General features: G+C 48.3%; 15 protein-coding genes. 6 read left to right on the forward strand and 9 right to left on the reverse strand.

The genetic code is table 11. The features are described 5' to 3' along the window. The first annotated feature begins 29 nt into the window (after positions 1-29). Positions 30-503 (forward strand): Dps family protein, encoded by a 474-nt coding sequence (locus tag ACJJI6_RS00085; protein ID WP_108734073.1) that lies wholly within the window; start codon positions 30-32, stop codon positions 501-503. 33 nt (positions 504-536) lie between these two features. Here ACJJI6_RS00085 and ACJJI6_RS00090 read toward each other — a convergent pair whose 3' ends face one another. Continuing rightward, complete coding sequence (locus ACJJI6_RS00090; RefSeq protein WP_475712131.1) at positions 537-1,415, reverse strand: LysR family transcriptional regulator; 879 nt, start codon at positions 1,413-1,415, stop codon at positions 537-539. Between the two features lie 166 nt (positions 1,416-1,581). On the opposite strand from ACJJI6_RS00090, the gene ACJJI6_RS00095 reads away from it, so the two are divergent. The 4 genes from ACJJI6_RS00095 (at position 1,582) to ACJJI6_RS00110 (ending at position 10,000) form a co-directional block, all read left to right on the forward strand. Continuing rightward, positions 1,582-3,561, forward strand: a complete 1,980-nt coding sequence (locus ACJJI6_RS00095; protein WP_475712132.1) for an acetoacetate--CoA ligase — start codon at positions 1,582-1,584, stop codon at positions 3,559-3,561. A gap of 107 nt (positions 3,562-3,668) precedes the next feature. Beyond that, entirely contained in the window at positions 3,669-4,043 is a 375-nt protein-coding gene (locus ACJJI6_RS00100) for a hypothetical protein (RefSeq protein WP_108734070.1), read from the forward strand. Between the two features lie 150 nt (positions 4,044-4,193). Then, positions 4,194-5,993: an autotransporter assembly complex protein TamA gene (locus ACJJI6_RS00105; protein WP_475712133.1), complete on the forward strand. Its 1,800-nt coding sequence runs from the start codon at positions 4,194-4,196 to the stop codon at positions 5,991-5,993. Next, positions 5,993-10,000, forward strand: coding sequence for a translocation/assembly module TamB domain-containing protein (locus ACJJI6_RS00110; protein WP_475712134.1), 4,008 nt, complete (start codon positions 5,993-5,995; stop codon positions 9,998-10,000). Before ACJJI6_RS00105 ends, ACJJI6_RS00110 begins: the two co-directional genes overlap by 1 nt. Positions 10,001-10,040: 40 nt before the next feature. On the opposite strand, the gene ACJJI6_RS00115 is transcribed toward ACJJI6_RS00110, so the two are convergent. The 8 genes from ACJJI6_RS00115 to ACJJI6_RS00150 all read right to left on the reverse strand — a co-directional run bounded on the left by ACJJI6_RS00115 (position 10,041) and on the right by ACJJI6_RS00150 (position 16,452). Further along, positions 10,041-10,802 (reverse strand): hypothetical protein, encoded by a 762-nt coding sequence (locus ACJJI6_RS00115; protein WP_444917855.1) that lies wholly within the window; start codon positions 10,800-10,802, stop codon positions 10,041-10,043. Between the two features lie 178 nt (positions 10,803-10,980). Beyond that, positions 10,981-11,454, reverse strand: a complete 474-nt coding sequence (locus ACJJI6_RS00120) for a hypothetical protein (protein ID WP_475712135.1) — start codon at positions 11,452-11,454, stop codon at positions 10,981-10,983. Between the two features lie 88 nt (positions 11,455-11,542). Continuing rightward, on the reverse strand, positions 11,543-12,670 hold the full coding sequence (locus ACJJI6_RS00125) for an acetyltransferase domain-containing protein (protein ID WP_475712136.1): 1,128 nt from the start codon (positions 12,668-12,670) through the stop codon (positions 11,543-11,545). A gap of 466 nt (positions 12,671-13,136) precedes the next feature. After that, entirely contained in the window at positions 13,137-13,466 is a 330-nt protein-coding gene (locus ACJJI6_RS00130; protein WP_475712137.1) for a YceK/YidQ family lipoprotein, read from the reverse strand. 260 nt (positions 13,467-13,726) lie between these two features. Next, the gene (locus ACJJI6_RS00135) at positions 13,727-14,212 is read right to left on the reverse strand and encodes a DUF6892 domain-containing protein (protein ID WP_475712138.1); all 486 of its coding nucleotides are present in this window, start codon (positions 14,210-14,212) and stop codon (positions 13,727-13,729) included. 141 nt (positions 14,213-14,353) lie between these two features. Continuing rightward, positions 14,354-15,082 carry a thiaminase II/PqqC family protein gene (locus tag ACJJI6_RS00140; protein WP_413662862.1) on the reverse strand — a complete coding sequence of 243 codons (729 nt, stop codon included), beginning with the start codon at positions 15,080-15,082 and terminating at the stop codon, positions 14,354-14,356. 102 nt (positions 15,083-15,184) lie between these two features. Continuing rightward, positions 15,185-16,033 carry a M90 family metallopeptidase gene (locus ACJJI6_RS00145; RefSeq protein WP_413662861.1) on the reverse strand — a complete coding sequence of 283 codons (849 nt, stop codon included), beginning with the start codon at positions 16,031-16,033 and terminating at the stop codon, positions 15,185-15,187. Then, entirely contained in the window at positions 16,030-16,452 is a 423-nt protein-coding gene (locus ACJJI6_RS00150; RefSeq protein WP_475712139.1) for a nuclear transport factor 2 family protein, read from the reverse strand. The genes ACJJI6_RS00145 and ACJJI6_RS00150 overlap by 4 nt, the downstream gene beginning before the upstream one ends. A 184-nt stretch (positions 16,453-16,636) precedes the next feature. Here ACJJI6_RS00150 and ACJJI6_RS00155 point away from each other — a divergent pair, with 184 nt between their 5' ends. Further along, positions 16,637-17,395, forward strand: a complete 759-nt coding sequence (locus tag ACJJI6_RS00155; protein WP_475712140.1) for a substrate-binding periplasmic protein — start codon at positions 16,637-16,639, stop codon at positions 17,393-17,395. Positions 17,396-17,420: the final 25 nt, after the last annotated feature.

Consider the following 17,420-nt stretch of genomic DNA (forward strand, 5'->3'; position numbering starts at 1 on the left):
CAACAGTTTTTGGAAGAGGGATTTGTATTATGAAAAAAATCGATATTGGTATCAGTGAAAAGGATCGGGAAAAGATTGCTGCCGGCTTGAAACATTTGTTGGCAGATAGCTACACCCTTTACCTGCAAACCCACAACTTCCACTGGAATGTTACTGGGCCTCTGTTCCGCGAATTACATCTGATGTTTGAAGAGCATTACACCGAGCTGGCCACTGCGGTGGATGATATTGCCGAGCGAATTCGTACCCTCGGGGTTTCCGCTCCCGGTACTTACCAAGCGTTTGCCCAGCTCAGCTCCATCAAAGAAGTGGTTGAGGTACCACCGGCGGAAGAAATGGTAAAAATTCTCACTAAAGGGCATGAACAGGTGATCAAAACCTGTCGTGAAGTTTTAAAAGATGCCCAGGCGGGAGAAGATGAATCCACAGTTGCCCTGGTATCTGATCGTATGAGAGTTCACGAGAAAACGGCTTGGATGCTGCGCGCAACCAGCAGTCACTAGTCGCTCAAATAAGTAGAGGCACTTTTATAGACCTCAACCAGTAATCGCGGATAAAAACGCGGTTGCTGGTGCCGACAAGGTGCCTCGGCTCTTTAATAATATCCCCACCTCCTGACTCACTACTGGTGCCGATAGCGGCAGGCATTCCAGCCCATATTCCCGAACCTGTGTTTCGCACAAGCTCGGCACTGCACTAATCCCCATTCCCGCACGTACTAACTGGCCGATTGTGCTTAATTGATTAGCTTCGCAGATATAGTGAACGCCTTTGCCACTTTGCCCGAAGGCCTCATCAGTCCAGCGCCTCACCGCTGAGCCGCGGTTCATAGCAATAAAAGGAAAACTGGTCAGGTCACTCCAGCGCACTTTTCCTTTTTCGCTGAGGGGGTGCTGGGATGGTATGACTGCGATAAAACGATCCCTGTGTAGGGGCACAAACTCAAGCCCGCCTAAATCCTCGGGGCGAAAACTGATGCCCAGCTCCGCCCGGCCATCCTGCACCGCTTGGGTTACTCGTTCCATCACCACATCTTCCAACAGGATATTGATTTGTGGGTGTTGGCGGTGAAAATTGGCTAATAATTGGGGGAGTTGGTTGAGTGCATAGGCGGGAATTACTGCCAGGCGCAACTGCCCACGCTCCAGGCGAAAGGCCTGCTGTACCGCATCCAGGGATTGATCCCAGTTGTGCAGTAGTTGTTCGGCGCGGGAGAGAAATTCTTCGCCCTCCGGGGTGAGAGTGAGTTGGCGGGCTTCTCGACTGAAAAGCGGGCCGCCAGTCGCATCCTCCAGGTTGCGGATGGCAATGGACAGGGCTGGCTGGGAAGTGTGCAACTGAGCGCTGGCCTGGGCCAGGCTGCGGCTGCGGGCCACTGTGACAAAGGCGCGTAGTTGTTTGATCGTGGCACTCACAGCGGCAGGTTCCTGGGGAATTGATAGATTTGGCTATGTTAACTTTTATTTAACAAATCTAAAAAAGATTAAAATAGTTTTAAGTGGTGGGGCAGGGCATGATTGCTCCCCTTGTGCCCGAGAGGGCGATTTGAAAACACAATAATGAGCCACAAGGTCTGTTGAAATGAAGGACAACTCCCAACCGCTCTGGCAACCCAGCGCAGAGGCTATTGCCGCCACTCAGATGGATGAATTTCGTCGCAGGGTCAACCAGCAATACCAGCTGGATCTCAATGATTATGCGGCTTTATACCAGTGGTCAGTAGATAATCGCGAAGCTTTCTGGCGGGAGTTGTGGGATTACACCGGAGTTATTGCTGCAGATAAGGGTGATGAGACACTCGGTAACGATTCCATGCCCGGTGCGCAGTGGTTTCCACAGGCACGCCTGAACTTTGCTGAGAACCTGCTGCGATATCGCGATGACAAGGCTGCCCTGGTCGAGCGCCTGGAGAACGGTAGCCGCCGCGAGCTGAGCTACAAGGAGCTGTACGATCGGGTGGAGCGCCTGTCAGCGGCCCTCGTTGCCCAAGGCGTTGTTGAGGGAGATCGGGTAGCGGGCTTTATGCCCAATGTGATCGATACCGTAGTAGCCATGTTGGCCACCACGAGCCTCGGTGCTATCTGGACCTCCTGCTCACCAGACTTTGGTATCAATGGAGTATTTGACCGCTTTGGCCAGGTGCAGCCGAAAGTGCTATTTGCCTGTGAAGGATACTTCTATAACGGCAAGGTTATTGATTCATTGCCGCGTCTGCGCGAGATCATGCAGCGAATCGAATCCATAGAAACTTTGGTAGTGGTACCGGTTGCGCGCTCAGAAGAGGAAACTGCTCAGGTACTAGCGGCAGAGCCGCTGGGTAAGGCGGTACTACTGCAAGCTTTTGAAGCTGCGGCGCCCGCTCGCGAACTCTCCTTTGTACAAACAGAATTTAATCACCCCCTGTACATCATGTACTCCTCAGGTACTACTGGTGTACCCAAGTGCATCGTCCACGGAGTGGGGGGCACTTTGCTCCAGCACCTGAAGGAGCATCGCTTGCATGGCGATCTGCGCCGTGAGGATACACTTTTCTACTTCACCACCTGTGGCTGGATGATGTGGAACTGGCTGGTGAGTGGCCTGGCTTGTGGGGCGACTCTAGTGCTGTTTGATGGATCACCTTTCTTTCCTTCATCCCAAAGTCTATGGGATATGACAGATGAAGAGGGAATCAGTGTGTTTGGCACCAGTGCCAAATATATTGCTGCGCTGGAGAAGAGTGGCTGCAAACCCCGGGAGACCCACAAACTGGAGAAATTGCGTGCGGTGCTCTCCACAGGCTCTCCGCTGGCCCACGAAGGCTTCCGCTATGTCTACAGAGATATAAAAGCAGATCTCTGCTTATCCTCTATTTCCGGCGGCACCGATATTGTGTCTTGCTTTGCCCTTGGCAACCCAACTCTACCGGTCTATGCCGGTGAATTGCAGTGTCGCGGCTTGGGTATGGCGGTGGAAGTCTGGAATGATACAGGCAGTGCAGTGGTTGAAGAGAAAGGGGAGCTGGTTTGCTCCAAATCCTTCCCCTGTATGCCGATTTGCTTCTGGAACGATCCAGATGGAGCCAAGTACCGCGGTGCTTACTTTGAAAATTGGCCTGGTGTTTGGGCGCATGGGGACTATGCCGAGATTACGGCACACGGTGGTGTTGTGATCTATGGCCGCTCCGATGCAGTACTTAATCCCGGCGGTGTGCGTATCGGAACCGCAGAGATTTACCGCCAGGTGGAGAAAGTCGAGGAGGTGCTCGATAGTATCTGTATCGGCCAGCCTTGGCACGACGATGTACGGGTAGTGCTGTTTGTGGTTTTGCGAGAGGGTGTTGTACTGGACGAGGATCTGACCCAGAAAATCCGCTCCACGATTCGCGCCAATACCACGCCTCGCCATGTACCGGCGAAGGTGATCCAGGTGGCGGATATTCCTAAAACTATCAGCGGTAAGATTGTGGAACTGGCTGTGCGCAATGTGGTGGAGGGTAAACCGGTTAAAAATAAGGAGGCCCTGGCCAACCCTGAAGCCTTATCGCTATTTGAAAAGCTGCCGGAGTTGGCAGAGGAGTAAAGTTTAGTTAGGAGTAAGGGAGCGTAACCCGGCGCCATTTAGTTTGCTGCGGTTCTGCGCTACCCTTCACTTTATAAACACCAATAATTCACGGTAGAAAAACAGTCATGGTTACTTATTTGTACTGGGCAGCGGTGATTGCCCTGGTTATTGCTTCTCTTTTTATCGGCAGTCGCCTGGGCAGCCTTAAGATCGGCGCAATCGTGGCTGCGGTTTTCTTTGTTGGCGGCTGGCTTGCCTACTACTTTCACTATGAGCAGGTTTTCGTGAAGCGTTTTGGCGGGGTCATGCGTATCTCTGTGCCCGATGGGTACCGCCATATCGGCGCCACCTGGAAAGAAGATAATTTGTGGATCGAGAATTATAACCCCAAGACTAACCAGTGTATTTTCACTGAGTATTCCAAAGGAAATATTCTGGAAGGACGGGTGATTATCCAGGATTGTAATCCCTTAATGCCCAGCCAAGGCACTCAGCCATAGAAGTCCCAAACGCCGAATCGGCTTATTGGCTGCTCAATAAGTCGATTTAATTATCCAAGCTGTTGTCATCAGCTGGATATTCCAGCCTACGGAGGGAACGGATACCCGGATTTTTTGCGGAGTAGCCGCTACTGACATTGGATAAAGATCTTGCGAATTCTCTTTGTCTCCCTACTTGTTGCCCTTCTAGCGCTGCCAATGCAGCTGGTAGCAGCAATCCCATTTTTTGATCGTTTGCCGGGTTTTACCCTGCTGGTGCAGGGCGATCCCCAGCTGCAGGAAAAATTGACCTCCGAGCTCAACGAGTTGCGCAAGAACAGTAGTGCGCTGGAAAACTACGAAGATCCGGCAGATATTGCGCACTATGAGCGGGGTAACCTGGAAAAATTACTGCGTGCGCAGGGATATTATGATGCCACTGTGTATGAGTCTGTTTCTGGTAACCAAATTTTCTATAGTGTCACTCCCGGCCCCCAATACCATATCAAGAGCCTGGATATTGATATGCCGGCCGGTTTGCGGGCAGGCTTTAGCGGCTTACCTATCCATGTTGGAGATCCCCTGATTGCCAGCAAGGTACTTGAGGGCGTAGAAAAAATTACCAAGTACCTCAATGAAAATGCCTGTCTGCTGAATGTGGATGTCAGCTACCAGGCAACGGTGATTCACCGGGAAGCTGCTGCGAGACTGGAATATCGGGTGGCCCCCAGCCCCGAAGTCCATGTTGGCCAAGTCCGCATTGAAGGAGTCACCTCTATCGAAGAGGACTACCTGTTGGATAAGGTCAAGATTAAATCCGGGGATTGCTTCAGCCGCAGTAAACTGGATGCTGCGCAGTTGCGTCTGCTGCGCACCAACTTAATTGCCAATGTAAATACTGAAGTTTCTGAACCTTACGATGGGTTGGTGGATGTTACTTTTGTTATTCAGGAGCGCAATCACCGCACCATAACCTTGGGGGTGGGGTACACCTCCGATGAGGGAGCCGGTATTTCAGCAGCCTGGGAACACCGCAATGTTTTCCATCGTGGGGAAAAAATTGAAGTCGAAAGTAAGCTGAACGAGGTAAAGCAAACCCTGGAAGGCAAGCTCACTATTCCCCGTTTCTTCCATGACAAGCAACGCTTGACCGCCAGTATTGCTTTGGAAGGAGAGGATGTTGATTCCTACCGTTCAGAGTCCCTGACATTCAGTGCACTGGTATCGAGAAAAATCAGTAAGCATCGCACGCTGAGTGGTGGCGCCGAGCTGAAATTCAGTGAAGTGGACGAGAAGGTGGAAGGGGCAGTTGAAGCAGATGATCCCGATGAAAACTACACACTGTTAGCTTTCCCCCTGGGCTTTAAATTAAACACGACAGACAAACCCCTGGATGCCCGTCGTGGCGCCACTTCTGCGCTGGAAGTAAAACCCTATATCGATCTTAGAAATACCAATACCACCTTTATTAAAAATACCCTACAGCTCACTGCGTATAAAACAGCCGATGACTGGCGTTATAAGCCCACCTTGGCAATAAGGTTGAAAGCCGGGGCAATTACAGGGGAGTCGAATCTTGAGCTGCCTGCGGATGAGCGCTTTTATGCCGGTGGTGGTGGCTCCGTGCGGGGTTATGGTTACCAGGAGTTGGGTCCGCGACTTATTGAGATTAATGATGAGGGTGAGGAAACCCTCTCCGATGCTATCGGTGGTCGGGGACTCAGCGAGATTTCTTTTGAGGGCCGTTTTCGTTTTACGGATACCTGGGGAGGTGTGATTTTTCTCGATGGCGGCAATGCCTATGAGGACGCAGCGCCCAAGTTTTCCGACCTGTTTTGGGGAACGGGGTTTGGCGTGCGCTATATCACCTCCTTTGCCCCCATCCGCATGGACATCGCCTTTCCCCTCGATCGCCGTGAGGGCATCGATGATCGCTATCAGGTGTATGTGAGCTTGGGGCAGGCATTCTGATGCGCTGGTTGGGCCTGTTTGCGCTGGGCGTTGCCTACTGGGTGGGTGCTTTCCTGCGTGGGCTCTGGCGCTCCCTTGGTGCTGGGGGTTCCCTGGTAACAGGCATTTGTCTGTTCCTCCTGATGTCCGCTATCTATTTCCTCAGCACGGAACCTGGGCGCGTCGGCCTTACTCGCGGGGCTTTTTACGCTGCCGAGCAATTGGTGGACGATCTCGAAATTGAGGCAGAAGGAATTCGCAGTGAAAAATCAGGATTTTGGTTTTTCGAGCGACTGAGAATTGACTATCGAGCTAATACGCTTGCCGAAGCCCAGGACCTGGAAGTCAACCTCAACAGCTTGTCCCGAAATCCCATCGATATTGAGCGAGTGGGGGCCAAAGATTTACTGCTCAACCTGAATATCCTCAATGAACTTCTCTCTGCGCTAGCGGATTCTGGCGAAGAGGAGGTTGAGGTTGTCAGTGAGGAGCAGCCATCGACTACTTGGGAATTATTAGTTCCCGGGTTTCGTTTGGCGCAGCTGGATATAGCTCGCCTACAATTGGTGGACAGCCGGTTGATCGCTATTCCCCCTGTTGCTATTCAAGCTAACGCCCTATATCAATGGCAGGATCAGCCGGCGCAGCTATTTATCGAAGTGAGTGAGCTGAATGGTTCCGAGTTTAATCTCACTGTAAATGGCCGGATGCAGGGCGAGCGCTTTGTAATCAATTTCTCTACTAGTGAGGTGGGCCAGGGGTTTGTCAGCCGACAGCTGCATCTGCCGGAAAATCAGGTATTGGATGCTCGCGGCGAATTATCCCTACGCAAACAGGGCGAAAAACTGCTGCTGGATATTAATTCAATCGCAGCTCCTCTAGCAGAACATCAGCTGGATCTGACAGGGAGTATCGAAGCCGATATTAATCCCTGGCGCTTGTCTTCAACGGGGATTTGGCTGCGAGTGGATGAGCGGCGCAGTACGATTAAAGGCAGTATCAGCACGGACGGTGTCAATGGGACAGTTAATCTCAATCAAATCCCGCTAACACTTTCCCGCCCTTGGCAGGATATCCTGGACAGTGGTTGGCTCAGCGCAGATTTTTCAGTGCAGGGCTCCCTGCAACAGCCGAATATTAATGGCAGCTTACAAGTGGAAAGCAGCTATCGGCAGCAGCCCCTGCAATTGGAAGGCCGGGTCGATACCCAAGCAGGTGTGATTGACTTGCAAGCCTTGTCTTTGCACTTTGCCGGTGCACGGATCGAAGTGCTCGGTAGTGTAGATACGAATTTGAAAGCACTGGATTTGGTAGGAGAGATTGATGAGTTGGGTGTTGAAGAAATTCGCCGGCTTGCAGCTTCGCTACCCCGGGCTGATAGGGTAGATATCCCCACTGCTTTATCCGGCACCTTGCATCAGTTGCGTGTGGAGGCAATCGGCTCATGGAAAAACCCAAACCTCAATTTGTTTCTGAGTGCAGTGAGTGCTTACCACGACTTACAGGGTGAGTTGACGGTGGCGATAAGTGGAAACCTGCACGCGCTGACCATTGATGAAATGGTGTTTACCGGAGAGAAGCTCAATCTGGAAGTGATCGGTCAGCTTGATATTGAACAGAAGCAGTTGGATTTACACGGGCAGATCGATGGCAAAAATATTAGCTTGCGCGATGACCTTGGAGTTGCCGCAGCAGAGGGGGTAAGCTTAGGGGGATCTTCCGAAGTAACGGTCCAGGGGGAGTGGAGTAATCCCCAGGTAAGTATTTTACTGGATTCCAATGGCGTCGCGCAGGATTACCCCTTTAACTTAAAAGGGGAAGCCAGTGGCGATATGGACCTGATAGAGGTCAGTGACCTGCGATTGGAGTTATTTACCAACGGTAATGGCAACCAGTTTGGTTCATCCTCGAGTAGAGGCCCTCAGTCCCCCGTGATTGCCTCAGGTTTTGATAAAGGGGAGCCGGAGCCCCTACAGAGCCAGAGCCGTCTGACAGCTCTCGCTGAAGATGCCCAGCAGTTGGGTCGGGTGGGGGTGGCATTGTTGCAGGCCGATGGCTCCATCGAACCTAGGCAAGACCGATTACAAATTGATATGGGCGCGCGCAATCTACCGCTGTTCCTGGTAGATCTCGTCGGTCTCTCTCTCCCTAACTCGCTTGAAGGGGAGTTGAGCTTGGATGGCAGGATTGATGGGGCTATTTCAAACCCGCAGATTAAAGCCAACCTGATCGCCCAGGGAGAATTTCATCTGGAGCCCTGGCATTTACAGGGTACTTTGGACTATGCAGACAGGAGTCTGGTAACTGATGGTATCGAGCTGCTATGGGCGGGTCGCAACCAATTATCGATACTGGGTAGCTTGAACGCAGAGCGACTGGATTTAGAGTTGCGCGGCCAGGGTGATCTATCGGATCTGGCGAATAGTTTTTCCAGCGGTAGGGCGGGTAATGGAGATGTCAGCCTTTATGCCAGTATTGGTGGAAGCCCCAAGCAGCCTGAATTCCAAGGGGAATTGCGCGCTACTGGAGAAGCCCTGGGGCGAGGGCAGCGCGGAATCCAGGTTCAACCGCTTTCGATAGTATTGGATTGGCAGACAGATAATGGAGAGCTGGACGCATCCCTGATTGCCCAACACGGCGGTAGCAACGCAGTAAATAGCCAAGTAAGTGTCTTGATTGCGCCGATCTTCGAACAATTATTTGCTGATAATAATCAAACTGGTGGCCTGCGAAATGTGCCCTTTCAATTGCAGGGGCGCGGTACGGCCGATTTGTCAGTGATTGCGGAATATATTGATCCCCGTGTCCACCGTATGCGCGGTTTGCTCAGTTTCAATGTTGACGGTACTGGAAATTGGCAGCGTCCTCTATTAACCGGTGATATCGAATTGAGTAATGGTCGCTATGAGCACCGACCGAGCCATACTCGCATTGCGGATATTAATTTCTACGCGCAGCTGTCTCCTGAGGAGTGGCGGATTGTGCGAGGAAGCGCTACCGATGGTGATGGTGGGCGGATAAACCTGGGAGGGGCGGTCTTTTTACCTCCGGATAGCTCGCCCAGTTTTGATATCGTATTAAGTCTCAGTCGGGCCCACTTGCTTAACTCACCGGGAGTACGCGGTGCAATATCCGGCGATGCCCGTTTGTCGGGCTCAACCCAGGATGCAGAAATTACCGGGCGATTCACTTTGAAGCCGCTGGCTGTACAGATTGAGCAATGGATCGGCAGCAGTGTTCCAGAAATCCAGGTGGTGGAAGTTCAGGTCGATGGCCCACAAGTGCAGCGATCTTCTCCCCTGTTTAGCAAAATTGGATTGGATGTAGAGATTGTTTTGGACCAACAATCCTATGTGCGCGGACTTGGCTTAAATTCTCAATTGCGCGGCGTGGTGGATATTCGAGGCACCGCAGATAAGCCAAAAGCCTCCGGCGAATTAACAATTGTTCGCGGCAGCTTTGATTTATTCGGTAAGAAATTTGATCTAGAAGATGGCGAAATTCGCTTCGAGAATAATGAGGTCGCTATCCTGGTTGAAGGTATCTATGAATATAGCGATGGAGAAATAACCGCGCAGATATCAGGCACTGCTGCGGACTTGGATATTACATTTACCTCTGACCCCTCGGCCTCTCAGGATGAAATTCTGGCGCAGTTGCTTTTTGGGAAGTCATTATCAGATATTTCACCTTTACAAGCTGTTCGTTTGGTTAGTGTCGTACGCAGTTTGCAGTCGGGTCGAGCGGTATTGGACCCTATCGCCAAGACACGCGAGCTGTTGCACCTGGATACACTCAATATTGAGCAGGAGGAGGGAGATGAAGGTGATGAGTACGCATTAAGCTTGGGCAAATATATTACCAATCGAATTTATGTGGAATTACAGAGAAGTACCGATCCTCTCAGTCCATGGCAGGCAGAGATGCAAATAGAACTTAGGGATAACCTCAACCTGGAGTTTAAAAGTGCCGATGACGGTGACAGCGGTTCCGGTAGTGTAGAGTTACAGTGGAAAAAAGATTATTAGGGTTTTCGCCACTAACCCCCTATCGTTGTAAGAAGCATCGCTAATATTTGCTGATCAGCATATCCGTTATTTTTAACGTGCAACCTGGCTGGGGTGGATTGTTGACGCCCCAGTTGTCGATCACGATCATCATGGATTCATCAAAAATTGCAGGCCCCTTTTCCCGGTAGGCATGCCAAAGCTGATTTGAATCATCGCACTTAGACGCAGATGCTCCACACACTCTTATATCCCATTGATAGGTTCCACTAGCTTCACCCGAAATGATTTTCCGGGATGTAAAAGTTATATGCTGTTGGGCACCACTCTTCACCTGTAGGGGACCTGTTTGGCTTGTCCACGCCGCCTGTTTGGGAAGCCCTCCCCAATTGGAAGCGAAACCTCCCGGACCATTGGAGCCTATTGTTTCTACAAAATCGACTTCCCGCTGCCCCCCGGCCCAACATCCACCGGGTTGTTCACACCAGGGAAACATATAAACGGCAATCCACTCTTTAGCACCACACTTACCTGGAGGCACGTCAACCTTAAAGTCAATTGCAGAAATATCTTTCATTCTAATCTCGGTATTCCCGCACTTAACCGCAGATGTATAAGCGCAGGAGCCTTTGGTATCGCCATCCATAATAATAACAGCAGATCCTTCCGTATTGCTTGGTTGAAAGCTGATTTTAGTGCAGCGATTGTTCTTGGCCACTTTGTCATCTTGATGATTGAATATGGGCTTACATGTTGTTGCTGATGCCAGATTTAAGGAGGATAGGGCAGCAAAGATCAGGAAGAGTCGGGTTGCTTGTAGCATGGTGTGGAGCTTGCAAACTATAAAACTCAATAAATTATAGTTTGTGTCTTGATGATCAGGCTTTAGTAGAAATGTTTAGCCTGTCAATAAGATCAATTTTGGCTGGTAGCACAAAGGTCACTTTCACTTATCTAGAAGGTAACCTTTTTATAGATGAAATCCAATGATCATTGAGTGCTTACAAATGATTCTGAACGTAACTTAAAACATCTGTTGGAGTGCAATTGTCCATAAATCTATCTTGCAGGCTGTAGGCCATTTTTTCCAGAGGTGCACCGTTGTAGCCGTAGGTCTGAATTTCACTGATATAACGTTTGATAAATGACTCTGCTCCCAAGAGAGACCATTGGTGGACATGGACTAACTCATGGAAATGGAGGGAAATGTCCGCAGCAAAAGGTGTTTTGACAAAGTAGGTATCTTTGTAAGTGATACCGGCTACTTCCATGTCGACAAAGCCACCCAGATCAGCCTGGTAGAGCTCGGGAAACCTCGGTTTTGGAATATTATCAACCACTACAAAGTAGCTTTTGCTAAGAAATTCTTCCGTATAATACCCTGAAAACTTCTCTGTGAACCTCGCGCAAGATTGTCTCTCTTCTTTGAAGTCTATCAGTGTTTGATCAATCCAATGGTCTATTTTTTGCAACATCTATATCGTCCTGATTGGGAGGCAACTCTGGGGCTTTGCTCACCCCAGAACAGAATTTTTAATATGCGAAATAAAGTTGTGCTGAGAGTTATACGTAGGAGTATATCACCGATCCACTTTCTTTTTTCTTTTGAAGATATTTCTTGCAGGGATAGTAAAGTATCGCAATCAGAGCAATCCAGTAGGCATAGGTTCTCAGTAAATTAGGTGTGTAGCCCTCAGGCCATACTTTGGAGCCGTTGAAGAAGTTGGTTGCTACTCCAAACTCTAAGTAGCTCCATAGATGTGCGGACAGATTGATCACTGGGACATGGAGTAAATAGAAGAACAATGAGGCCTGCCCAAAGAGGAGCAATACATCCAGTATTCGGTTTTGCCGATTTTCAACGATAGCCATGATCAAGAAAACTATACTCATTGTCATAAGGATATAGCTGAACGACATTGGGTATTTGGCGGTGTTGATAAAGCCCAGAAGCCCCTGCTGTGAATTCCAATCATTGGGATCGCCAAAGCCTATTAGTCTAACCGCAATAAATATAATCGATAGCGCAGTTGCTGTTGTTATTAGTAGACGCACTCGTTGCTTGTTTGCCATCTCGTAAAGAGGCCCAAATACATAACCAAGGTACATAAGAGCAAAGAGGGGAATAATATTGTAAGCAGCAAAAATCCCGGTGTTAAACTCGAAAAGTCTAAAACTAGTGCGTACATGCGCAAGAATCCAAAGCCATTCATAGCCACCTAATAGCTGGCGCATGAAGTCATCATTCAGGTATCCATGTAAGGATATTACGGCCAGGCAAACGATAGTGGTCCATATCATTGGCAAATAGATTAAGCCCGCCAGTATGATCATGGATACGCCCAGTGCCCAAATTACCTGTACAAAAGCGTAATTATAAGCAAACTGCCAAGAGAGGTTTACCAAAGTTAGTTCGAGGATAACTAGTACTAACCCTCGAAGTATTAAGAATTTTGCCAACTCCGGCTTGGAGTTAAGTTTTTTACCGTGAAAGTAGGCACTCAATCCTGTAAGAAATATAAATCCAGGGGCACATATATGCGTGATCCAACGAGTTAAAAACAAAGCGATGGACGATTGGGATAGGTCCAATGGGTCAAACTGGGTCGAAGTCCAATAATCTCGAGTATGATCGAGGGCCATAATAATTACTAATATACCTCTAGTAATGTCTATTGCTGGATATCGCAATTTGTTATCTCCAAAGTTAGTGGGTTTTATAGCGTTTTCTCTCTAAGGGTTCTTGTTACCTTGAGGTTGGAATGTAGAGGCGGTTAAAGAGAGCTATAAATGATGTCTCTCGGTCTTTGTTTATTGTTGTTTAGGGGCAGGTGGGAGCTGTCTGCCTTGCATATTGTACATATATTCTTCAGGCAACCAATTGCTTTTTAATTGTGTGATATGTAGGTGGAGGGACGATAGTGCAGGCATTTTGGTTCTGGCAAGTCCAAGAAATTTTGCCCACCTAATAATCAATATTATTTAATTTGTTTGGTTTTGCTTTTAGCCTGGGGGCAGCTAGAGGCCGGATCATGGATTTGAAAGTAAGACAAAATCAGTGATCGCGGCCTGTTCCCAGTGAATATATTTTCCTGTGGTTAAAAGAGGGGTTTTGTTAATAACTGCTTCAAAATTATATAGCTACAGGTGGGGCTTATCAGTTTACTTTGATATTACCATGCCTCGCCTGAGTCACTACGGTATACGGCAAAACAACGGTATCAGCGGCTACAGAAAAAACAGCATCTATAGCTACCAGTGGAACACGGTTGATAGTTGATCCTGTATTTACAGTCTGACTGGGTTCGCTATTTAGCAAGCAAAAGGAGTAAGAGGTTCCGCTATAAACTCTTGGAATACTTTCGCAATAGCTTTTGTGGCCTCTATGAGTAATATCTACCTGATTATTCTTAGGGTTAACTGTCTTCACTGTGGCGCATGAGACACAAACTAGAGAGGCTGATACTAAAGAAATAATACGTTTCACAAACTAATCCTTACTGATGTGATCTTTTGCGGGGCTATAGAGTAGTGTTTTCTAAATTGGTTCCAGATTTTGTGTGTACTATAAGTATTATCTGTACTCAATTGGAAGTGAAGAAAGTCAAAATTTTCACATCTGAGGTTTACTTTGTCGCTGCTTGGCGATATCTCAAACTCAGAACATTAGTTTCAAGTAAAGGGCGGACTGATATACGATATTGGTTAGAATTTAAATATTTTTTGCCTGATAGTAATTTTTTAGAGTTATACCCATTTGGCCTCTATGCCTTTTCTTTTGAAATCTTCTAAAATTTCTGGATTTTCTTCATTGTAGAAAAGTATGAGCTTTTTCAGGTTTGGTAGGAGGTTTGTGTCTTCGGTGGAATGGATATCAAAGTCGTCAGTAGTTCCACACCAGAAGGGAATGATTTGTAACCAGATATGGCCACCCCCATCCTGATGAAGGTCAGTAATATCGTTTAGCCATTCTTTCTTAATTGGAATGGACCGGAAGTGGTCGAGAGCTTCGGGGATAGGCTCGTACCCTTCTTCTTCTATATCTATATTTCTTTTGGTGTAACTATCGGCAAACTGAAAAATATCGAATTCAGGCTGTATTACCTTATAATGGTACATTAACTTATCTAGGACTAATAACCTGAAGTTTTCATCCTTGAATTCCACATATTCACTCATTTTTAAGTCTACCTTTACTTTCCATATAAGTATTGTGAGATCCATTTTTTTCATTGTCTACAATATATTTCGTAATAGGGGAAGTTCTTTCGGCTTGAGAGAATAAAAGTAGTTTTTACTAGGTCAATCAAGAATTTTAGGTATATCTTTGGCGGTTAAGTAATGCCGATAAGTTAGAGAATTTGAGTTATCGTACTAATTGCGAATGTTGCTTGTTTCAAATGCCCGCCAAAACTCCCGTTCATAGGCTTGGATTAACCGCACGCGAATGGCAATATCATTTTCTCGAACACCTGAAGCTAGTCCTCTTGCAATTATATCGATAGCCTGTTCCCTAAACCCTTCTGGAAGTTGGCTAAAAGTCATTAAGAAACTGAGCTGTTCATTGGTAAAGCGTTTATTTTGTTTGAGAGCTTTTGCAACGCGCTCAGCATTTTTGCCAAAACTCTGAAAGTTGATTAACAGGGCAGCGGCAATTTCGGCGGGTGTAGCGTAGTTGGCTAGCCAGGTAGTATAGGCTGGATAGGCTTGGGCACCTGCGAGTGGTTGGTATTGGGCGATCTGCTCGGGTGAGATACCCAATGCTTGAATCAGGTTAGGTAACAGGGTATTAGCTTGAATTTCTGCTGTCGTAATTCGAGTAAAAAATGCTCTCGTACTATGTCCCGGTAAGCCACCAAAACGATGCAGAGATAGTGCATTACTTCTCAAGTCCGATAAGTTAATAAGGCGTTGCTCCATTGCAAAAGCCTGTAACTTAGCATCCGGTAGAGTATTTTTTTCCAGCTGTAGAACAAAGACAGGAGTAGGGCCCTTGAGATACAGTTTTTCAAGGCGCTCTATCAGAGCCTTTGCATCCTGTTGATTTGTGGCGATATCTGCTGTGGCCGGTTGAGTCATGGCCAAAAGAACAACCAGTCCCACAAGAGCGAATCTTAAACAATGCGTATTGGCCACTATTCCAACTCCGCTGGTGCACGAAATAAGCATAGCAGGAGGACAGAAACCGGACTGGTAGCGTATTTGTCAGGCCACGGTACTTTTTCCGCGTATTAGTTCGGCGGGATCAATTCGATAGAAATGACTTAACTCCTTATAGAGCTCCGGGTGTAAGGCGTGCATAGCCGTTGGGATCGTATAGAAACTTTCTGTTGCTACAGCAAAGAACTCAGCGGGAGACTGGGCGCCGTATAAATCGAGCACAGAGGGTGTATCACCAGGAAACTCACCGAATTCGGCTCTTTGTCTCAAACGGTGGAATTCCCGGCTCATAACCTCAGCCCAGGTGGCCCCTTCATCACTGCTTTCAAATAGAGGGCGGCCATCAAAGTAACCATCCTCTTCGTCGACTTTGTGGGCGAACTCGTGCAGGGCGACATTGTGGCCCCGTTCAGGCGATTGCAGATCTTTCTCTAGGTCACCCCAGGAGAGGACTACGGGTCCACGATAATGAGCCTCCCCTTCACGGGCACTGTGCCTGGCTGTTTCTATATAGCCTTCCCGACGGGTTTCGTGAGCGACATAGGTGTCCGGGTAGAGCAACAGGCTGTAAAGGTTGGGGTAGCATTCATTCTTGCGGCCCAATAGGAGTAGGCAGGCATGGGCAGCGATGGCCACCTTCATGCGTTCATTGACCTGAAGCCCCTCGCAACCGACAAACTCTTTGCCGTGGAGAAATAGGGCGATATTACTGCATAACTCTTGCTGTTGATTGGAGTTAAGGTAGTGATAGAGAGGAAGATTTTCCCTAATGAGTTGTAGCTGTTCCCGCGTTAAGGGTTGTGAGCGGAGGTAAAAAATGCGCCACTGTCGGTAGAAGTGGGGAACCAGCCATATCGCCAGGGCTAGCAGGATAATTGCGATAAAAGCACTCACAGCTTAAACGCCGGTTGTTTGCGTGAGATATTATCTTCCAGCTTAAATTCTTGGCAGGGAGTCCCCTGGTGAAATTTCATTTGCCACTGCCCTTTACTTCTAACCCAAATAGATGATCGCTTACAAAATCCCTTGTACTCCCCTTGCTGGCCTCGCCGTGCAGATTTATACAACAGCATAATGACTGTGTCAGAGAGAGGAATGCATTCATAGTTTTGGCTGTGAATTTCCCAGCCCGTATTTTCCTCCTGTTGTATTGATCGCACTATTGCCTTGAAATCAAAGGTCCGCCCGGATTTCCCTACCTCTATAAAATCAGGGCTCAGTAGCTTGCTAATGACTTCAGGGTCTTTGCGTATCTCGAATTGATGCAGCTTTGTTTCATTCTCAATCAGAATATCGGAAATCTCATGTATCACTGTTTTACCCGGTATGCCCCAGTTGCGACAAATTACTATTTGCCTGGTTTTAGAATGGGGAGTTTACTGCCGAATTCAAGGTTTCGGATGGATACAGTTATCCGAAAGCGAAGCTTGATAAATGGGGGATGTATGCCAACACTTAGAGCGTCTGGGTGATTTTCCTGTCACTGTGGAGAAGCTTATGCGTTCGCTATTGGCCCTTCTTATTTTGATGTTTGGAGTCTGCACCCAGGTGCTGGCCCAGTCCGGTGAAACCCCGTTAAAAGTGGCGATCGCCGGGGATGCACCGCCCTATGTGATTGACGGTGCGACCAGTGGTTTGGAAATAGATATCGTTCGGCAAGCTCTCCCTGGCTATAAGTTGGAGTTCGTACAGATGGGGTTTGCGGAGACGGCCCCGGCGCTTGAGCAGGGTATGGTTCAGGCAGCGGTGAATGTACTCAAGAAGAATGATGGCCTATTTTACTCGAACAGTATGATCAGCTTTGCCAACTATGCCATTGCTAAAGCCAGTGCAGAAATGAAGATTGGCAGTATTGCAGATCTGGCGGGTAAGAAAGTGATCACTTGGCAGGGCGCTCCCATGGATCTTGGGCCCGAATTTGAAAAAATGTTTGGGCCCAACGGCACCCAGAAACAGAATGTTATGCAGGCGCCAACAGCTCGTGACTTGGTTGCCCAATTCTGGAAAATGCCAGATGCGGTCGCCGTGGTGGATATGGAGCTATTTAAGTACTACAGCAATAAAATGGGTCATACCATGGCTCAGGTTGACCTATTCCAGATATTTCCAATGATGACAGACTTTCGAGTCGGTTTCCGCGATGAAAAAGTGCGGGATGACTTTAATCGCGGGCTGGCAGAGCTGTGCAGCAGTGGCCGCTACAAAGCCCTATTGCAGAAATACGATGTGGTGCAGAAGCAGGATATTTGTAAATGACCCCCTGTTACTGATTACCGATAAG

This window comes from Microbulbifer maximicatervae (SeqCode), assembly GCF_056232625.1.